General features: G+C 38.9%; 16 protein-coding genes. 14 read left to right on the top strand and 2 right to left on the bottom strand.

Annotation, left to right across the window (positions count from 1 at the left end; genetic code table 11):
* Positions 1-14 precede the first annotated feature (14 nt).
* The 7 genes from AC07YT_RS15030 (at position 15) to AC07YT_RS15060 (ending at position 10,784) form a co-directional block, all read left to right on the top strand.
* Entirely contained in the window at positions 15-1,229 is a 1,215-nt protein-coding gene (locus tag AC07YT_RS15030) for a hypothetical protein (RefSeq protein WP_086545830.1), read from the top strand.
* The gene (locus AC07YT_RS15035; RefSeq protein ID WP_145954221.1) at positions 1,226-1,729 is read left to right on the top strand and encodes a hypothetical protein; all 504 of its coding nucleotides are present in this window, start codon (positions 1,226-1,228) and stop codon (positions 1,727-1,729) included. The genes AC07YT_RS15030 and AC07YT_RS15035 overlap by 4 nt, the downstream gene beginning before the upstream one ends.
* Before the next feature lie 686 nt (positions 1,730-2,415).
* On the top strand, positions 2,416-3,498 hold the full coding sequence (locus tag AC07YT_RS15040; RefSeq protein ID WP_086545832.1) for an efflux RND transporter periplasmic adaptor subunit: 1,083 nt from the start codon (positions 2,416-2,418) through the stop codon (positions 3,496-3,498).
* A 24-nt stretch (positions 3,499-3,522) separates the two neighbouring features.
* Positions 3,523-6,693, top strand: coding sequence for an efflux RND transporter permease subunit (locus tag AC07YT_RS15045; RefSeq protein ID WP_086545833.1), 3,171 nt, complete (start codon positions 3,523-3,525; stop codon positions 6,691-6,693).
* Positions 6,686-8,119: a TolC family protein gene (locus AC07YT_RS15050; protein ID WP_086545834.1), complete on the top strand. Its 1,434-nt coding sequence runs from the start codon at positions 6,686-6,688 to the stop codon at positions 8,117-8,119. Before AC07YT_RS15045 ends, AC07YT_RS15050 begins: the two co-directional genes overlap by 8 nt.
* A 1,002-nt stretch (positions 8,120-9,121) precedes the next feature.
* Complete coding sequence (locus tag AC07YT_RS15055) at positions 9,122-9,583, top strand: VOC family protein (RefSeq protein WP_494945389.1); 462 nt, start codon at positions 9,122-9,124, stop codon at positions 9,581-9,583.
* A gap of 64 nt (positions 9,584-9,647) precedes the next feature.
* Positions 9,648-10,784, top strand: a complete 1,137-nt coding sequence (locus AC07YT_RS15060; protein ID WP_086545836.1) for a serine hydrolase domain-containing protein — start codon at positions 9,648-9,650, stop codon at positions 10,782-10,784.
* Between the two features lie 19 nt (positions 10,785-10,803).
* On the opposite strand, the gene AC07YT_RS15065 is transcribed toward AC07YT_RS15060, so the two are convergent.
* A complete protein-coding gene (locus tag AC07YT_RS15065; protein ID WP_086545837.1) occupies positions 10,804-11,028 on the bottom strand; it encodes a DUF3606 domain-containing protein in 225 nt (74 codons plus the stop codon).
* 301 nt (positions 11,029-11,329) lie between these two features.
* Between AC07YT_RS15065 and AC07YT_RS15070 the strand changes: the two genes are divergently transcribed.
* The 6 genes from AC07YT_RS15070 to AC07YT_RS15095 all read left to right on the top strand — a co-directional run bounded on the left by AC07YT_RS15070 (position 11,330) and on the right by AC07YT_RS15095 (position 16,628).
* A complete protein-coding gene (locus AC07YT_RS15070; RefSeq protein ID WP_086545838.1) occupies positions 11,330-12,541 on the top strand; it encodes a glycosyltransferase family 87 protein in 1,212 nt (403 codons plus the stop codon).
* A gap of 106 nt (positions 12,542-12,647) precedes the next feature.
* Positions 12,648-12,821, top strand: coding sequence for a DUF3606 domain-containing protein (locus tag AC07YT_RS15075; RefSeq protein WP_478356243.1), 174 nt, complete (start codon positions 12,648-12,650; stop codon positions 12,819-12,821).
* A gap of 10 nt (positions 12,822-12,831) precedes the next feature.
* Entirely contained in the window at positions 12,832-15,528 is a 2,697-nt protein-coding gene (ligD, locus tag AC07YT_RS15080) for a DNA ligase D (RefSeq protein ID WP_086545839.1), read from the top strand.
* A gap of 48 nt (positions 15,529-15,576) precedes the next feature.
* A complete protein-coding gene (locus AC07YT_RS15085; RefSeq protein ID WP_086545840.1) occupies positions 15,577-15,873 on the top strand; it encodes a Dabb family protein in 297 nt (98 codons plus the stop codon).
* A gap of 133 nt (positions 15,874-16,006) precedes the next feature.
* The gene (locus AC07YT_RS15090) at positions 16,007-16,327 is read left to right on the top strand and encodes a hypothetical protein (protein WP_086545841.1); all 321 of its coding nucleotides are present in this window, start codon (positions 16,007-16,009) and stop codon (positions 16,325-16,327) included.
* A 103-nt stretch (positions 16,328-16,430) separates the two neighbouring features.
* Complete coding sequence (locus AC07YT_RS15095; RefSeq protein WP_145954222.1) at positions 16,431-16,628, top strand: hypothetical protein; 198 nt, start codon at positions 16,431-16,433, stop codon at positions 16,626-16,628.
* 216 nt (positions 16,629-16,844) lie between these two features.
* Here the strand turns inward: AC07YT_RS15095 and AC07YT_RS15100 are convergent, their stop codons facing one another.
* Complete coding sequence (locus AC07YT_RS15100) at positions 16,845-19,247, bottom strand: TonB-dependent receptor (RefSeq protein ID WP_086545843.1); 2,403 nt, start codon at positions 19,245-19,247, stop codon at positions 16,845-16,847.
* Positions 19,248-19,406: 159 nt separating this feature from the next.
* On the opposite strand from AC07YT_RS15100, the gene AC07YT_RS15105 reads away from it, so the two are divergent.
* The gene (locus AC07YT_RS15105) at positions 19,407-20,576 is read left to right on the top strand and encodes a DUF3095 domain-containing protein (protein ID WP_086545844.1); all 1,170 of its coding nucleotides are present in this window, start codon (positions 19,407-19,409) and stop codon (positions 20,574-20,576) included.
* The last annotated feature ends 37 nt before the right edge of the window (positions 20,577-20,613 follow it).

The raw sequence follows: 20,613 nt of genomic DNA on the forward strand, positions 1-20,613 counted from the left end.
CTAAAGAAAATGATATGAACAACGATCTTGAAACCATGGACCCTAAGATAAAAAAAGAGCTTATCGGTAAACTGCTCAATAACAAAATTTCGGTTAGCGAACTCATTAAACTGCGGCCTGAAATTAATGAGTTTGATCTCTCTGAAATTATTCAACACATCTACGACCTTAATCTGGAGCAGGTACGGAAAATAGCGGCACTGGAACCCGTTATGGCTAAAGTAGATGCATTGAAAAACAGTCAGCGTAATACCCGTTTTATCAAAAAGGTAAAAAATAACTTTCGTAAACATACGGCCAAACATAATGGACTTAAAAACAGGGTGGTGGTAGTAGAGGGCGATTCTTGGTTTAATTACCCCATTCTTTTGAGCGATGTGATCGACTGGGTTTCTATGGAAGAGAATATGGCGGTTTATAGCCTGGCCTCAGGAGGCGACTGGCTGATGAATATGGTAAGTGCCAAAAAATATGTCGAACAGCTTTCTACGCTGCAACCGGATGTATTTATCATTAGTGGGGGAGGAAACGACCTGGTTGGAAACCGAAGGATAGCAGCCATGGTTACCCATAAAGGAGACTCTAATGAATTTGAAAATAGTGAATTCGCTAAATATCTGTATCAGAACGCGGCTAAGGCGCCCGATAATCCAGCAGATTTTAAGCGGGGCACCCAGTTCATATCTAAAGATTTTTATGCTTTGCTGGCTTTTTTTCAGCTTCAGTATTACTTTATTATAAATGGAATTCTCACCGGAGGTAAAGGAAAAGGTGAAAACGGGAAATTCCCGGGCATACAGATTATTACACAAGGTTACGATTACGCCATTCCCAGTGATAAAAAGATAGCCGGATATAATCCACTCAAATGGTACCGGTTGTTTGCACGAACTTTTCTCGGCCATGGCGGATGGCTAAAAACACCCTTACAACTCAGGGGAATTTACAATCCGGAAGATCAGCGAAAGATTGTTTATGCTATGATTTATCTCTTTAACGAAATGATGATCGATATCGGTCGCGTTTTTAGCGAAATGTTAGGGGAGAATCGGGTATTCCATATCGATTCAAGAGGGTCAGTTGGTCAAAACGGTTGGACAGATGAATTGCATCCATTACCTGCTCACTTTAAAAAAACAGCAGCAGCCTTTATCCATTGTATAAATTATCCGAATAAAAGCGGAAGTGCAGTTATCGAAGTGGTAAAACAGGAAGGAGGCCAGCGATGAAAAAGATATTGATTTTAGGATTGATCATCGTTTGTGCTGTGATGTCCTTTCAGGGAAACATCCTTCAGCGCTTTAGTGGGAAAGGAATTGTCAGCTTAGAGCTTGCCAATAAAGGTACAGGAGTAGAAATTATTGGGCTTTGGAGCGATACGCTTTATGGCGACCAGACACTTTTAAACCTGGCTCAAAAGAATACACACCTAGATTTTCTGTTTATTTTGGTATATGTGCTGCTGATCATGACTTTATCCAATGCGCAGATGCAAAGAGAAAAAACAAGCTGGCTAAATGAATTGCTGCGGCTTAATTTATTCCTGGCATTTTTGATTGGCGCACTTGATGTTATTGAGAACATCAGGTTACTCCACAGTTTTCATCACCCGGGAAATCTGGATGAATTTTGGCGAACAGATTTTATCGCATGGCCTAAATTTGTGATGGCTGGCTGGGTAATTCTGGTCTATCTTTTCTCCGTAATTAAGGGCTACTGGCGTAAGTGATTTTGGTTGTTGTGGATCATTAAGAAATTAAGATTATTGATGTAATTCTGGTCTAATGTTAAATAGCCCTGATCGCTTAGCAGCCCTGTGCTCCAGTAATCCATCGGGTCCGCTATCATTGACAGACCCTAATAGAATGATCGTCATTCCCGCGCAGGCGGGAATCTTATAGTTTATTAGATTACGATTCCTTAAAAATGTATTAATTCAATTCATTAAAATTCACTGTCATTCGTATTCATTTTTATATAAAGATGATGTTTGTAGGTTAACTTATGTAAGCTTATCGTCAATAAATCCAATTTATTCTTCATTCTGAAAATTACTCAAAAATGGTTTGGGACGGAGCCATTGTATTAAAAATCGTAATTTCTCTATCTAAATCTTTCTGTTAATTAACAATCCGTTCAAAAAAGTAGGTTTAATGTGCTGGTTGTATCAATAAATCATCTTTTGCTTGATTTAAACACAATTTCGCTCATCCAAACCTGAAGTTCAACTTCATTATAACTTCATAAATCTGTATTTATTTCGCTTTCGAATTAAATCATTGCGTAACCATAATTTATTGAAGTCAATTGGGTATCTGCACATCGGTTGTAGGCTACTTTTCATCATAAATTGGTTGCCAAGGGAAACTAATTAGAAAAAAAATAAATCAGATTAAAACCATTCAACAAAAAAAGATGAAAAGAGTTGTCATGTGCTTAGGCTTATGTACTTTGCTTTACGTAACGGGTTGTACTTCGAAGAAAGAAGAAAAAGAAGAAGTAGCTACTTATGCGGTAACCACGCCGTTAAAAATGGATACTTCGTTTACCAAAGAATATGTTTCGCAGATTAAATCTGTTCGGAATATCGAAGTTAGGGCCCAGGAAAAGGGTTATCTCCAAAATATTTATGTAGATGAAGGTCAGCATGTAAAAGCAGGCCAGCTGTTGTTTAAGATTATGCCTAAAGCAGCACAATCTGAGCTGTTAAAAGCACAGGCAGAAACAAAATCGGCAGAAATTGAATTAGAAAACACGAAACTATTGTCTGATAAAAACATCGTTTCTAAAAATGAACTGGCTATGGCTAAAGCCAAGCTGCAATCGGCAAATGCCGAAACTTCATTGGCCAAATTTCATTTATCCAATACCGAAATCAGGGCGCCTTTTGAGGGTACCATCGATCGTATTCCTTTAAAACTGGGTAGTTTGGTTGATGAAGGTGCATTATTGACCAGCCTCTCAGATAACAGTCAGGTTTTTGCCTATTTTAATGTTTCAGAGCCAGAATACCTGAACTACCAAAGTACAGCAAAAGCAAAGGGGCAGCAGGAAGTTAGCCTGTTATTGGCGAATAATGAGTTGTTGAAATCGAAAGGAAAAGTTGAAGTAATTGAAAGCGAATTTGATAACGAAACAGGAAACATCGCTTTCAGGGCCAGGTTTAACAATTCTGATAACCTATTGAGAAACGGTGAAACGGGCAAGATCCAAATGGTAGTGCCTTTAAAAAATGCCTTGGTAATTCCGCAAAAGGCTACTTATGATATTCAGGATAAAACTTATGTTTTTGTGATTGATAAAAACAATAAAGTACATTCCAGAGCAATCACCATCGCAGGCGATCTTCCTGATTTATACATTGTAGGTGATGGCATCACAACCGGCGACAAAATATTGCTTGAAGGTGTGCAGAAAGTTAAAGATGATGATAAAATCGCTTTCAAATTTCAGCAGCCTCAGGAAGTGATGAAACAATTAAGATTGAAAACAGAATAATCCAGCACCCTCCATACTTATTTTATGTTTAGTAAATTCATACAAAGGCCCGTCCTTTCTATTGTCATATCGCTTATCATTGTGTTTCTTGGGGTGTTGGCCATCAGCTACCTGCCTGTTACACAATTCCCTTCTATTTCGCCGCCTAAAGTTAATATTACGGCAGAGTACCCAGGGGCAAATAACGAATTGTTGATCAAATCGGTGGTTATTCCACTCGAACGTGCACTCAACGGTGTACCGGGCATGAAATATATCGCTTCTGATGCCGGTAACGACGGTGAAGCCTCTATTCAGGTGGTATTTAACTTAGGTACTGATCCGAATCAGGCCTCGCTCAATGTGCAGAACCGTGTAGCGGCTGTTACCAACAAACTTCCTCCTTTAGTGGTTCGTGAGGGGGTAAAAATCACCCGCGAGGAGTCTAACATGTTAATGTACATCAATTTGTACAGTAAAGACCCTAAAATGAACCAGAATTTCCTGTATAATTATGCCGATATCAACTTGCTTTCTGAGTTGAAAAGGGTTGATGGTGTAGGTTTTGCCGATATTTTGGGTGATAGGGATTACGCCATGCGGATCTGGCTTAAACCAGATCGTATGCAGGCCTATAAAATCTCTGTGGATGAAGTGATGAAAGCACTGGATGAGCAAAGTTTAGAAGCTTCTCCGGGTAAAACCGGCGAGAGTTCTGGTAAACGCTCTCAGGCTTTCGAATATGTGTTAAAATATTCCGGACGTTTTAGTACCAAAGAAGGGTATGAAAATGTGGTGCTAAGGGCCAGTGCAAATGGCGAATTACTGCGTTTAAAAGATGTGGCAGATGTAGATTTTAGTGCTTCTGCTTACAATTTATATTCTACCTTAAACGGAAAGGCTTCAGCAGCTATTGTATTGAAACAATCTTATGGTAGTAACGCCAGTCAGGTAATTAAAGATGTGAAAGCGAAAATGGCCGAGATCAAATCGAGCTCTTTTCCTAAAGGGTTGGATTATGAAGTAAGTTACGACGTTTCCAAATTCCTGGATGCCTCCATTGAAAAAGTGATTCACACCCTGGTTGAAGCCTTTATTTTGGTGGGTTTGGTGGTGTTCCTGTTCCTTGGCGACTGGCGGTCAACGCTCATTCCGGCTATCGCTGTTCCGGTATCCTTAATCGGAACCTTTGTGTTTATGCAGTTCTTCGGTATTACGCTCAACCTGATTACCTTGTTCGCCTTAGTATTGGCCATTGGGGTAGTGGTAGATGATGCGATTGTGGTAATTGAAGCGGTGCATGCCAAGATGGAGCACAACAGGAAGCTCTCCGTGCTGAAAGCTACGCAACAGGCTATGAAAGAAATTGGTGGGGCAATTATCGCCATTACCTTTTTAATGGCATCGGTATTTATCCCGGTTGCTTTTATGTCGGGGCCGGTGGGTATTTTCTACCGTCAGTTCTCGATCACCATGGCAACGGCAATTATCCTTTCGGGTATTGTGGCATTAACACTAACCCCGGCATTATGTGCCATCATGTTGAAGAATAATCATGGATCGAAGAAAAAGAAAACGATTATCGATCGCTTTTTAGACGGTTTCAACAATGGTTTTGCTAAACTTTCGGGTAAATATGAACTGGTATTAACCAAGGTAGTAAGTCGCAGGATCTTAACTTTTGGAATCCTGATCGCCTTTTGTTTAGGTGTTTGGGGATTAAGTGGAAGTGTGCCATCAGGTTTTATTCCGAATGAAGATCAGGGGATGGTGTACGCCATTATCCAAACCCCTCCGGGATCTACTTTAGAACGTACTGATCAGATTTCAGAGAAACTGCAGAAAATGTGCGAAGATATTGATGGTGTAAAATCCGTTTCATCTCTGGCCGGATACGAAATTCTAACAGAAGGTACCGGATCGAATTCGGGTACCTGTTTAATCAACCTGAAAGATTGGAGCGAGCGTAAACACTCGGCCGTAGAGATTATTGAGGAGCTTGAAGAGAAATCCAAATCTATTCCAGGTGCAACCATCGAATTTTTCCAGCCACCAGCTGTTCCTGGGTATGGTGCTGCGGGCGGTTTCGAGCTTCGTTTACTCGATAAGGCAGGTAGCGGCGATTATAAAAAAATGGAAACTGTTGCCAACGATTTTGTAAAAGAGCTGAATAAACGTAAAGAACTATCATCGGTATTTACTTTTTACAGTGCAAGTTTCCCTCAGTACATGTTAGATGTCGACAACGATATTGCGCAACAAAAAGGGGTGAGTATTGATAATGCCATGAATACGCTATCAACTTTTGTAGGGAGTAATTATGAAACCAGTTTTATTAAATACGATCACCAGTATAAAGTAATTGTACAGGCATTGCCTCAGTACAGGGCCTTACCAGAAGATATTTTAAAACTTTCGGTTAAAAACGACCGCGATGAAATGGTGCCTTTCTCGGCCTTTATCAAAATGCGGAAAGTGTACGGTTTATCTGAGATTACGAGACACAACATGTACAATGCCTCGGAAATCAGCGGACAATCTGCTCCTGGTTACAGTTCTGGTGAAGCCATCAAAGCCATTACTGAAGTTGCCAAGAAGTCACTTCCAAGAGGATTCGGTATCGACTGGGCGGGTATTTCAAAAGATGAAGTATCAAGAGGCAACGAAGCTATTTATATCTTCCTGATCTGTTTAGGGTTCGTTTACCTGGTGCTCGCAGCCCAATACGAAAGTTTTATCCTGCCACTTTCTGTGATCCTTTCTTTACCTGCCGGTATTTTTGGCGCTTTCTTGTTCCTGAAATTATTGGGATTGGAAAACAACATTTATGCGCAGGTGGCGATGGTGATGTTGATTGGCTTACTCGGCAAAAACGCCGTATTAATTGTGGAGTTTGCTGCACAACGGCATGCCCAGGGTGCATCGGTATTAAAAGCAGCAATGGAAGGTGCAAGTGTACGTTTCCGCCCGATTTTAATGACCTCTTTTGCCTTTATTGCAGGTTTAATTCCTTTAATGATTGCTTCCGGACCAGGGAAAATCGGTAACAGAACGATTGGCTCGGCTGCTGCCGGTGGTATGCTTTTCGGTACCATTTTCGGCGTGGTGATTATTCCCGGATTGTATTATGTATTTGGAACAATAGCAGCCAGGCACAAGCTGATCAAAATTGAAGAAGAACATCCATTAACTGAAGAAGTAGAAGATAATGTTTAAGAATAATATTTATAAAGGCCTTGGTTTAGTGCTGATATGCGCCGCATATACTGCCTGTAGATTACCAGAAGTGGCCCAACGCACCGAAAATAAAAATGTTCCTGTGGCCTTTGGTAGCGCGCAGGATACTGTAAGTACAGCCAGTATACAATGGCGTAAGTTTTTCACCGATCCAAATCTGGTCAACCTGATCGATACAGCATTGAAAAATAACCAGGAGCTGAATATTACGCTGCAGGATATCGAAATTGCGAAAAACGAAATCAAAGCGAAAAAAGGAGAGCTCTTGCCAAGTGTAAACTACCGTGTTGGCGCTGGTCTGGATAAAGTTGGCCGTTACACCAGTTCGGGTGCCGGCGATGCTTCAACAGAAATTACACCGGGCAAAGAAGTTCCTGAAATATTGCCGGATTATACTTTTGGTTTGCAAGCCAATTGGGAAGCCGACATCTGGCACAAATTACGCAATGCGAAAAAAGGAGCTATAAGTCATTATTTAGCGACAGTAGAAGGTAAAAATTTCGTAGTAACCAATTTAATTGCGGAGGTTGCAAATTCATATTACGAGCTGCTGGCTGCCGATAATCAGTTAGAGACGGTGAAAAAGAACATTGAGCTGCAGAAAAACGCCTTAGAACTGATGAAAATCCAGAAAGAGGCCAGTAGGGTTAACGAACTTGCCGTGCGTAAATTTGAGGCTGAAGTGTTAAGCTCTAAGAGCCTGGAATTCGATATTCAACAGAACATTACCGAAACGGAGAATAAAATTAATTTCCTGCTAGGCCGTTTTCCTCAGCTCATTATAAGGGATAAATCGAGTTTTACTGACCTGGTACCACCAACCGTTCAAACAGGTTTACCTTCACAATTATTAGCCAACCGACCCGATATTAAACAGGCGGAGTTAGAACTCGCTGCGGCTAAATTAGATGTTAAAGTGGCTAAAGCTCAGTTTTATCCTTCTTTGGGTATTTCGGCAACTATTGGTTATCAGGCATTTAATCCATCGTATTTATTAAGAACGCCAGAATCTTTAATCTATTCATTAGCAGGAGATTTGGCTGGACCGCTAATTAACCGCAACGCCATTAAAGCGGAGTATTTAACCGCAAATGCAAAACAATTGCAGGCCGTTTACGATTACGAAAAAACGATTCTGAACGGTTATATAGAAGTGGCCAACCAGATGTCGAAGATCAGTAACCTGCAAAAAAGCTACGATCTAAAATCGAAACAGGTCACTGCACTAACCCAGTCGATCGATATTTCTAACGATTTGTTTAAATCGGCAAGGGCTGATTATTTTGAGGTATTGATGACCCAGCGCGATGCTTTGCAATCGAAGTTAGAGTTGATCGAAACCAAAAAACAGCAGTTAAATGCTGTAGTCGATATTTATCACGCCCTTGGTGGGGGATGGAATTAGAAGAATAATCACAATTCATATCGTTATATTTCTGTTAAGGCTGCTTAGGGTTATTGAAGCAGCCTTTTTTTTGTTTTAACACAGGGCACATTGTTGCTATGGATAAAACTTTGTCACCCTGAGCGGTCAGTTTTAGAAAAAAAACAAAGGACTTGGATGACAGGTTAAGATAAATCGTCATCTCGACCGCAGTGGAGAGATCTTTTAACATAGACCAAAGATCTCTCCACTGCGCGTTGCTCCGGTCGAGATGACGACCGATTTTCTAAACCTGTCAATGGTAATGTAGTTGAAGGGCCCTTACTGATTTCTATGTTAAACCTATTTCAGAAGATCGCAGACTAAACGCGTTGATTTTTTCTTCTCACAGCGTCTTCCTGAACTTGTTTCAGGATCTTTCCAACTCTGGTATTAAACATAAAATTATTTAGGTGTACATCCTTTTTATCTCCCGAAATATGCTACCGTGTGGACACATCTTTTTTAAGAATAGTTTAGGCATAATGCTAACCAACTTTAATAAAGCACGGGTTTTAACCAAGTACGCTGTCAATCCCAAGAGCCGGAAAAATCAAAAAAACAGGTGCTGTCTAGGTCAATTAGTACTAACAAGCCTGAAACGCAGTGGTTTTGTGTTCACTAACGATGATTTAACTTTTTTTAAAAAAAAAATATTGAACACAAAACGAAGTGCCGCTGTTTTTTTGATGTGCATGGGATTGTGCAAACGGCTCATTGCTGGATTGACAAAGCGTTTTGGGTACTTTGGCGCTCCAAAGTACCATGCCGCCGCGGCATAGAGCGGAAAATAAATAAATATTGGTGTCGACACTCGATAGTTTTTTTAGAATGAGGGGAGCCTCCGTAGCATGACGATCGATCTAGAGAACGACGCTAAAAACAAATGTAAATTAACAGAAATGAGTCCATACAATAGGAAAGATCAGGAAAGAATGTTTAACTTTTATTAAAATTATTCCTTTATAAATTTGATATTTAAACATGAAAAAAATCTTCCTGTTTACCATCATCTTATTTTCTATCACTTTTCAGAAAGCCATGGCGCAAAATAAAATCGAAAATTTACCTGCTGTTTTAAATCATATTGCAGTTTATGTGGCTGATTTGAGCAAAGCAACCACTTTTTACGAAAGTGTGTTCAACCTTAAAATCATTCCCGAACCTTTTAAAGATAACCGCCATACCTGGTTTAGTTTAGGCTCAGCCGGACAATTACATTTAATCCAGGGTGCAAAAGGAAATGAAGTTTTCGATAAAAACGGACATTTATGTTTCAGTGTTCCATCTGTTGACGATTTTGTAAAAAAACTGAATGCCAAAAATATCAGCTTTGAGGATTGGGCCGGGAAAGAGAAAGGAATCACATTACGCGTAGATGGCGTAAAGCAGATTTATTTTAAAGATCCCGATGGACATTGGCTGGAAGTAAACGATGCCAGATAAATTTCCGGTAGCGCAGTGCTTTGTTTTAGCAAAACATTTCTATTTATTTCTTATCCCATAAGCTATGAAACTTAAATATTTTTATGCATTTATCCTGATCGTTGGTTTAATCACGCAATCAAAAGCGCAAAATGAAAAAGCTGAAGCAGATTTCAGGCAAATCATGGAGAAATTTAGTGCGGTAGGAGCTGCTGTAGCCGTGGTTAAAGATGGCAAGATCATTTATACCCATGCTTTTGGCTTAAAAGATTTAGAAAATAAAAAGCCTTTAACCGAGCAGGATATTTTCAGGATTGCTTCGATCTCTAAATCTTTTTCGGCAACATCCATTATGCAACTGGTAGAAGCAGGTAAAATTTCTTTAGATGATGATTTTGGTGATCTGGTGGGATTTAAAATCAGGAACCCAAAATTTCCAGATAACAAAATTACCTTAAAAATGGCTTTGTCACATACTTCAAGTTTAAACGATTCGCAGGGTTATTTAAACCTGGATGTGATTAATCCGGCTAAAAACCCAAACTGGGCCAAATGTTATAACGATTATGCTCCTGGAAGCAAATTTGATTATTGCAACCTGAATTTTAACCTGATTGGCACCATCATCGAAAAGAAATCGGGTGAACGCTTTGATAATTATGTGAAAAACCACGTATTGAAACCATTAGGACTTTACGCCGGTTATTGCGTCGATTCTTTAGATAGTACACGTTTTGTTAATTTATATGAGTATCATGCCGATACGAAGACTTATACACTCTCACCAATGGCATATGCGCCACGAAGGGCAGAAATTGCAAATTATATCATGGGTTATAGTACACCTGTTTTTTCACCCACAGGGGGCATGAAGATTTCGGCAACTGATTTAGCTAAATACATGATCATGCACATGAATTATGGTCGATCAAATGGTGTGCAGATCATTAGTAAAAAGAGTGCAAAAAAGATGCAGACTGCCTTAACTGATGAGGAAGGATATGGCCTTGCCATCAGGACTGCTGACCAGCTTATTCCAGGTGTAAAACTGAAAGGACATACAGGTTCAGCTTATGGCCTGTTCAGCACCATGTTTTTTAATCCGAAAGAAAAGTTTGGCTTCGTTATCATTACAAACGGTATAAACGCCACTTATACCGATGGCTTCCCTGATTTTAGCAGGGCGGCTATCAATAGTTTATATCAGGCCTTTATTAATTAAACTGAAATTAATTTTAAACCTATGAAGGGTTAAGAAAACGTTGATAAGCATTTCCGGATTTAATTTTTTCCATTGTTAAATATTCTTTTACAATAGAAAATTCCATGCTCTGGATCGCTTTAACTACCGATTTTAATTTTTCAGCTGTAATGCCTAATCTGGCTGCCCAATAATTGCGATCCTGCTCATCAGCGATCTCAATAAACTCTTTTCTGGCATTCATCGAATTAATTTGATATTCCATCTTTTACCGATTTTTTGGTTAGTTAATATGTGATTACAAACACCGCTAATTCTGATTTGGTTTTGGAGTTTTGCCAAAAGATTGTCAAATATAAAGCTACAAGGGCTTTAATAGTTAACGATTTGGATCGGAATCGAATGTTTATCTTAAACCAATTGCCAAACTGTTCTTGAAAATCGATTTAGGTGTGTCATTTAAAGCAGATATTTTTATCCTAAAAAAGAGTAACATTTTCCTTACAAAAACACTTGGTTTTGTCATTTAACATATTTATTATTGTATTGTAATATAATTTTTACAAATGTTAAGCCATCCCATACCTGACACTCCCGGTCTATCTCCGCGTCAAAAATTTTATCAGGACAATCGTTTTGTATTATTCCTTTGGGTACTCATCACACTTATTTTTGTGATCGATTCGTGGGCAACACACAGGTATAATAACTACCTCATTTTTGAGAATACCTTCAGGAATCTTCTTCAGGAAAAATCTCTTTACGCCCCTTATCCGGCTTATCACGAAGATGCCAATCATTACGGCCCCGTTTTCAGTATTTTAATGGCGCCCTTTGCTTTAATGCATAACTGGGTTGGCTTACTCTTTTGGAACCTGTTTAATTGTTTCCTGCTCTTTAAAGCTGTTCAAACTTTACCTTTAAGCGAGGATAAAAAAGTTATTATCGGTTATATTGCCATTCCCTGTTTAATAGAATCGATGCTGAATCAGCAGTTTAATGCAGGTGCCGCGGCCTTAATGATACTAAGTTATACGCAAATAAATAAAGATAAAGGAATATGGTCTGCCCTTTGTATTGTGCTGGGTACATTTATTAAACTTTATGGTATTGTAGGTTTAGTATTCTTCTTTTTTGCGAAGAAAAAGCCTGTTTTTGTTTTGTGGTTAATCATGTGGTCGATAGTGATATTCTTACTGCCGATGTTATTGGCCGATCCGGATTTTGTTGTACAAAGTTATATCGATTGGAAAAACTCGCTGATCGGGAAAAATATGCTTAATGTTTCAGGTGAAGGAATAGATATTTCGATTATGGGTTTCTTTAGGCAGCTTTTTGATCAGCCGGGAATATCCAATTCTCTCTTTTTAATCATCGGTTCTTTGATATTTATGCTGCCTTTTAGTCGTACAGCAAGTTTTTCGAAAGCTAAGTTTCAATTCATGATCCTGTCTTCAGTGATGCTGTTTCCAGTATTATTTAGTACCGGAGCTGAAGATTGTACTTTTATTATTTCAGTAATAGGCGTGGGCATCTGGTATGTTAAAGAAAATAATAAGGCCATGAAAAAAGTCTTGTTACCCGTTTTACTCGTCATTACCTGCAATTTCCCGTTATTGCTGTTCCCATCCTTTGCAAAAGCCCATCCCTTGTCGCTCGCGATCATTAGCTTTCCTTATTTTTTGGTGTGGTTAAGGGTCATTAATATGGCCACCATGAATAAGTTCGCATATGAGGAAGAAACCAAACCAGAGATGGTTACTGCGTTTGTAGATTAATATTTAAATTTTATTTTTTTAAGGTTTTAATATCCGTTTGTAAAAAATGGCTGTTAAAACCTTTTTTGTTATTGGGCTGTTTTATAACCGTCTAATCAAAATAATTATGGATGATAAACTAAAAAACGGTAGTGCTGATCGGGCTAAGATCAACATTAACGAAGGTTATGAGCTGGATTATTGGTCTAACAAATTTGGGGTGAGCAAAGATAAACTGAAAGCCGTGGTGCAAACAGTTGGTACCTCTGCCCGTGAAGTGGAAAATTATTTAAAAAAGTAAAACCTGGGTTATGAGTCTGAAAAAGTATGTTGCCAAACGCGATTTCTCCAAAACTACCGAACCAAAATCGGGCAAAAGCAGCGATCGGAATAAATTACATTTTGTAATCCAAAAACATGATGCTTCGCGGCTGCATTACGATTTCAGACTCGAAATGGAAGGTGTGCTAAAAAGCTGGGCCGTACCGAAAGGCCCCTCAACCGATCCAAAAACCAAACGTCTGGCCATGATGGTAGAGGATCATCCATACGATTATAAAGATTTTGAAGGCATTATCCCACAAGGCGAATACGGTGGCGGAACCGTTATTGTATGGGATGAAGGAACTTATGAGCCTATTGAAACGATTAAGGGCAAAAAAGCACAGGAAAAACATTTATTAGGTCAGTTAAAAGATGGTTCTTTAAAAATCAAGCTCAACGGAGAAAAACTTCATGGCGAGTTTGCACTTGTGAAAACCCATGGGATGGGCGAAAACGGCTGGCTGTTAATCAAACATAAAGATGATTATGCTTCTGTAAAAGACATTACCAAAGAAGATAAATCGGTGCTTTCTGGAAAAACAATCGAAAAGATGGAAAAAACATCCGATAAGGTTTGGAAAGAAGGGAAGGAGCAGGATTTAAAAACTGAAAAAAAAAGCCCGAAAGGAAAAGTAAAGAAAGAAACCAAAGCGGTGGGTGATGACGTCGTGGTAGATGTAAAAGCCATACTGAAGAAAGCCCCTAAAACCGCTATTCCAAAAGGCATAAAACCCATGCTGGCCACCTTGGTTGACGAACCTTTCGACGATCCTGATTGGCAATATGAGGTAAAATGGGATGGTTATCGTGCCCTGGCCTTTGTCAATAAAGGAAAGGTTGATCTGTTGTCAAGAAATAATAAATCCTTTAACGAAAAATTTTATCCCATTTACGATCTGCTTTTGGGCTGGAAAATGAATGCGGTATTGGATGGTGAGATTTTGGTTTTAAATAGCAAAGGTGTGTCTAATTTTGGCTCGCTGCAGAACTGGCGAAGCGAAGCTGACGGAGAACTTGTTTTTTATGTGTTCGATATTCTCTGGTACGATGGTAAAAACCTGATGGAACTGCCACTTTACCAGCGACAAGCCATATTGAACGAGGTACTGCCAACTGATGATGACCGTGTGCGCCTTGGGAAAGTTTTTAAAGCCAGTGGAGTAGACTTTTTTGATGCGGCCAGCAGAATGGGCTTGGAAGGCATTATTGCCAAAAAAACGGATAGTATTTATGCAACAGACCGGAGATCGAAAGAATGGCTGAAAATTAAGGTACAGAAGCGGCAGGAAGTGGTTATTGCCGGTTTCACCAAAAACGCCGATACTGCTAAATCTTTCAGCTCTTTACTATTAGGCGTGTATGAAAAGGGAAAACTACAATATGTGGGCAAAGTAGGGACTGGTTTTTCAGATAAACTTCAGAAAACCATGATGGAGCAGTTTAAGCCGATTATTATCGATAAAAGCCCCTTCGAGAGTATTCCTGATGTAAATAAACCCTCCCGCTTCAGGCCAAATCCACCAAAAGCACAAGCCACCTGGTTAAAGCCAGAATTGGTATGCGAGGTTGCTTTTACTGAAGTAACGGAAGATGGTGTTTTCCGTCACCCGTCTTTCCAGGGCATGCGTGAAGATAAAAAAGCCAAAGAAGTGGTAAGGGAAGCCGAAATGCCTACAGATCAAATTGTCGACGACACTAAAGAGAAAAGTCCCCATGCAGCGGCAATAAAAGCTCCAAAAGGTAAAGAACCTAAAACTTTGTTAAATCCGAAAGATGAAACACAGGTCAGGAAAGTTAAAGGCCACGAACTTAAATTCACCAACTTAAGTAAAATATATTGGCCCGAAGATAAGGTAACCAAAAGAGATATGTTTAACTACTATTACCAGGTTGCTGAATATATAATGCCTTACCTGAAAGACCGGCCTCAATCGCTTAACCGCTTTCCGGGTGGAATACATGGTCCGAGTTTTTACCAGAAAGATGTAAAGGGAAAAGCACCAGACTGGGCCGAAACTTTCCCCTATGAAAATGGCGAAGGTGAAAAAAAAGAATACCTGGTGGGAACGGATGAAGCTTCATTACTCTGGATGGCCAGTTTAGGCTGTATAGAAATGAATCCCTGGTTTAGCCGGGTACAAAGTCCCGATAATCCAGATTACTGTGTAATTGATTTAGATCCCGATAAGCATACTTTTGATCAGGTGGTACAGGCCGCTCTGGAAACTAAAAAAGTATTGGATGCCATAAATGTTCCCGGTTATTGTAAAACCTCAGGTTCAACCGGAATGCATATTTACATTCCCTTAAATGCCAAATATACTTATGAGCAAAGTCAGATGTTTGCTAAAATAGTGGTCAACCTGGTGCACAATCAAATCCCTGAATATACTTCGCTCGAGCGGATGGTGGCGGCCAGAAAAGGTAAAATGTATTTAGATTTTTTGCAGAATAGGCCAGGGGCAACCATTGCCGGACCTTATTCATTGCGCCCGAAAATTGGTGCAACCGTATCAATGCCTCTGCATTGGGATGAAGTTAAACCTGGCTTGAAAATGAAAGATTTTAATATTTTTAATACCATCGATCGCTTAAAAGTGGAGGGAGATTTGTTTAAAGGTGTACTGGGCAAGGGAATTGATTTAATGAAGGCCATTGATAAAGCCAAAAGTGTTTTTGGATAAAACTTATGATCTTTTCCGGCTTTCCTTATATTTGGAAAAAATTAAAAAATGATCGCACACCACGTTTTATTCTGGCTCAAAGCCGATACCACCGATGAGCAGAAAATTGCTTTCCGCAATAGCTTACAAACATTAGAGAACATTGAAGTTGTAAAAACTTTTCACATTGGCGTACCGGCACCGATTGAGCGTGCTGTGGTAGATACCACTTATACCTTTAGCCTCATTCTTTTCTTTGAAGATTTGGCTGCACATGATGTTTATCAGGTACACCCACTACATAAAGCTTTCCTGGATGAATTCAGGGTTTATTTCGAAAAGGTTGTCATTTACGATGCAGCATAATAGAAAATACCTCCGATGAAAATCGGAGGTATTTTTTTTTGGCTTTTATTTATAAATTGAATTTATTATTTGGAATTATTCTAAATAATAAGATATTTGTTAAATCTATCGATCAATATTAAATGTAAAGCCCATGTGTAAAACAACTGTACTTGCTCAAAACGAAAATATCACCATCGCACAATGCAATAATTGTAAAGTTTTAAATATATGGCGCTCGGGTGTTTTAATGAATTTTTCTTTTGATCAGTTTGATGCTTTTTATGTGGCTACCAAAAAACTCGATTTCGATGATTATTTAGAGAACAGGCCAGATGGGAGGCAGGTTGTGATTTTATCGACACCTTTCCCTGACATCAGTTTAGTCTTTACGCGGGAAGAATGGTATGAGTTTTTTACCAAGATAGACGAAGCCTTATACATGAAAAGAGTTTATGAGATTGTGTATTGCTAATTAACACTACAATTTTGTATGTTTGATACTTATTAGTAGGTAATTTATGAAACTACAAAACCTAATGGTTTTTAGTTACGTAAATACTTCAAACTGCAATCTTATGGAAAAAACAGCTACATTAATTAAAAGAGCATCCCTTAACGTAAATCAGTTAGATAACATTAAAATTGGCGATTTATTAGCTGATGAGTATGGCAAATCGGGTAAGGTATGCGAAATTGAAAAAGTCAACCGCCACGGGGAATATCACTACTATTTTAAACTGCTGAAGTCAGGCACCATCCTGATTATTCTTTAATTCTTTCTTAGCTTAACAAATGGATAGTGTGGTTATGAGGATATGTCTTGTAACCATTGGCTTTGCTTTGCTCATCAGTGAGGTCATTAAAGCATAAATTCAGCCATCGAAGACCACATACCAGCAAATGGATATTTGAGTAATAGGCCAACCACGTAAAAAGCAAAAAGCTCCAGATCAACCGACCTGGAGCTTTTTATTTAACCTATTTTTTGATTAGAATCTATAAGACAGGGTCGTTACAAACTGGCGTGGGGCAATAGGGTTTACGCTATAGTTTTCGTGAACGAAATAATTCAGCTCATTGGTAATGTTCGAAACTTTAGCAAGAAGCGAGAATTTTTTCCAGTTATATCCTGCAGAAAAATCCAGGGTGGTAAATGCACTTAGTGGAATTAACCTCAAAGTTGGTGCATTTTTAGCATCGTTCCAACCTCCATTACGTTTGCCCGTATAAAATGCAGAGGCACCTAATTTTAAGCCTTTAACCGCACCGTCCTGGAAAGTGTAAAATAAAGTCGCATTCGCCGTGTTTTTGGTTGTACCTACTAAACGAACATCCTCAATCATCCCGGTAACATCAGCTGTATTGGTGTAACGCATAAAGTTATAACTATAACCTAATAAAAAGTTGAGTCCTTTAGCGAGATTTCCGTTAACATCAAGTTCCAATCCATCACTGGTTGTTTGACCGTTTAATTGTTTATAAACACTGCTGGTCGTTCCGTCTGGAAGTATAGCGGCCTGTGAAATATTATCATTGATTATTTTATAATAAGTTAGATTGGCTGATAACTTCCCGCCGAAGAAATCATTTTTAAGTCCAGCTTCGTATTGATTTACAGTTGATGGTGGAAGTGCATTATTGTTAATATCAACACCCGTATTTGGAATAAAGTTATTTGCATAACTCACATACATTGACATGGTTTTGAGGGGTTGATAAATTAAACCCAATTTCGGAGAAAAAGCATCATCAAACTTTGTAGCACCTGGTGCTGTTATTCCACTTTCTATGTTTAAAGCCCTTGAACTTGCATTTTTCTGATCTGTATAACGTAAGCCTGCCAATACTTTAAATTGTTCAGTTACTTCGATTAAATCCTGAAAGAAAGCACCATATCTATAAATTGGTGCAAGTGTGCTTGTTATGGCAAATGCTTCAGGCATTAATCCCGAACCGTAATAAGTAGATTCATCGAAAACGTTAACATTACCATAATTTAAAGTAGTAATGTAAGCACCTTTAGCATCTTTGCCATAAGCGAATGCATTGCTGGTTACTCTCGATTGATCTGCATCTACCCCAAACAAAACAGTATGTTTAATGCTTCCTGTGCTAAAACTTCCGTTAATGTTAATTTGTTGGTTGTAAGTATATTCTTTACTTAGTGCTCTGGAAAGATTTCTTGCAGAAATACCTGCTGTATTGGCCTGGATGCGGTCTGATCCATAATAATTACGATTATAAGCCTGGAAAGATCCAATTGCATTTAATTTCCAGTTTTCGTTAAATTTATGCGTTAAATTGGCTTGGGCAGTAGTGGTATTTGTTTTATTGTAAGCCCAAGGGGTATTAATGAATTTATCGCGGCCAAAATCTACAATCTGACTATTCACCGATCCTACACCAAAATCTGGAGTGAAATCGCTTTTCAAATAATCACCTTGAACCAAAACCTCAGTTTGCTCACTTATCTTATATAATAATGATGGGTTAATGTAAATACGTTTTGATTTTACATAATCTCTAAAGCTTCCGGCATTTTCGTAAGTACCAATTGCTCTAAAAGCAAGTTTCTTTGATATTGGACCATAAAGATCAACCATTGGTTTGTATTGATCATAACTACCTGTTCTCATACTTACCTCACCACCGTTTTCAAATTTAGGTTTCTTGGTAACCATATTCACAACAGCTCCACCACTAACACCACCATAAAGTAAAGCGGCACTTCCTTTTAAAACCTCTACCGATTCTAATGTACTTGCCTCAGGGCTGCCACCAATAGTTGTTCTTGCTCCATTTTTGAAAATGTTATTGCTTCCTAAGCTATAACCCCTTGCAAAGAAATTTTCGCCAACTGCACCACGATTAGCACCTAAGGCTACACCATTCACATTTTTCATTACGTCGCCCAAACTATTTACCTGCTGATCCGTAATGATCTGCCTTCCAATAATCTGCACTGCCTGTGGAAGATCCATAGGAGCAATGGCGATTTTACCTAAGTTAGCTGGCTTTCTGTTAGGTGTTTTGTATCCGTTAATGGCGACTTCGTCCAATTGCGATGAAGATTCTGCAATGGTGAAATCAGCATTTGCAGTCGCACCAGCAACAACAGTAACTGATTTTTCCTGTGCAGCTACACCTATAGCTGATGTTTTAATGGTATAAGTGCCTGGTATTACATTTTTGATCGTGAAATTACCTTTCTCATCAGTTTGTGTCGTTTTACCGGTATTTTTTAAACCCACACTTACATAACTTGCCGGATTGCCATCGCTGGTTTTAACCGAACCTGAAACAGATCCGTTTTTGCTTTGTGCCATTGTATTTCCTGCTAAAAGCAGAAAAAAAGCTATAATATTTAAAAAAAAAGTAAATTTTTTATCCATTTTTATTTAGATTAATTCTTAGTTGGCGCAAAGGAAGGGTTTTTGCGTCTAAATAGCAAAATTATTTTTATTTGTTCTAAATAAGATTTGTTATTAGTCTCCCGATTAGAAAACTTAAATTTTTCTAATGCGTATATTAGAGCTGTTCCATATTCAATTATGTCAAATAACGAAGATCATTTCTATTCCAATCTGCCCGTTCATAAAATGCCTTTGCATCAGTTATTGATTCAAAATCGATTATTTGAAAAAGTGGTTGCAAGCTGGTATGTCATCATCACTGATATCAAAAGTTCAACAGCTGCAGTCAATCTGGGACTGCATGAAAATGTAAATCTGGTGGCAACGGGTAGTATTGTTGCGGTACTTAATATTGCGTTCAAAGCAAATATTTCGGTACCATTTTTCTTTGGTGGCGATGGGGCCACTTTTATTGTTCCGCCCGGTATTGTGGATGATGTGATGAAATCGCTGCTGAAATACAAAGACAATACCTTGCAAAATTTTAACCTCGAATTAAGAACTGGTATTATACCTGTTGCCGAAATTTATAAAGAAGGCCACAGCCTTAACATTTGTAGATTTAGTAGTGCTGAAACGTTTTCCATACCCATTGTTTTAGGCGATGGCCTGGCCTATGCAGAACAGGTTATCAAGGGAGAGCATTACCTGCTAGCCGGCCATGATACCGCAAGCGATGAAATCGATTTAAGTGGTATGCAATGCCGCTGGGACAAGATCGAACCACCCGAAAACAGTGATGAAGTAGTTACGTTGATTGTTATAGCTTCAGAAACGGAGCAACAGGCCAGCGTTTTCAGCAAAGTGATCCATCACCTCGATCAAATTTATGGCAGCCCGGAAAAGCGTCAGCCCATTTCTGTTTCTAAATTGATTTTCAAAACGAGCTTTAATAGTTTAGGGAAGGAGATGAAACACCGGCTTGGAAAAATTAAGTTTTTTGAACTCCTAAAATCGTGGTTCATTAATATTTACGGATATATCTATTTCCGAACAGCGCGTGGTAAAAAATACCTTAAACAGCTTGTAGAAATGTCGGATACGCTGGTGATAGACGGAAGGATAAACACGGTCATTACCGGAACTGCACAGCAGCGCCTGGCATTACAGAAGGAGCTTAACCAGCTCGAAAAGGATAATAAAATTTTATATGCCCTTTACGTCAGTGGCGAATCGATTATGTCTTGTTATGTTAGGGACCTGGAGGATGACCATATCCATTTTGTTGACGGAGCAGATGGCGGATATACCCAGGCCGCAGGCATACTTAAACAGAAAATACGCGATAAATTAAGTGCCGGCCAATAAAATTTAATAATAAAACGGGACTAACCAAACATTTGTA

It is taken from the genome of Pedobacter sp. GW460-11-11-14-TSB4 (assembly GCF_059423705.1).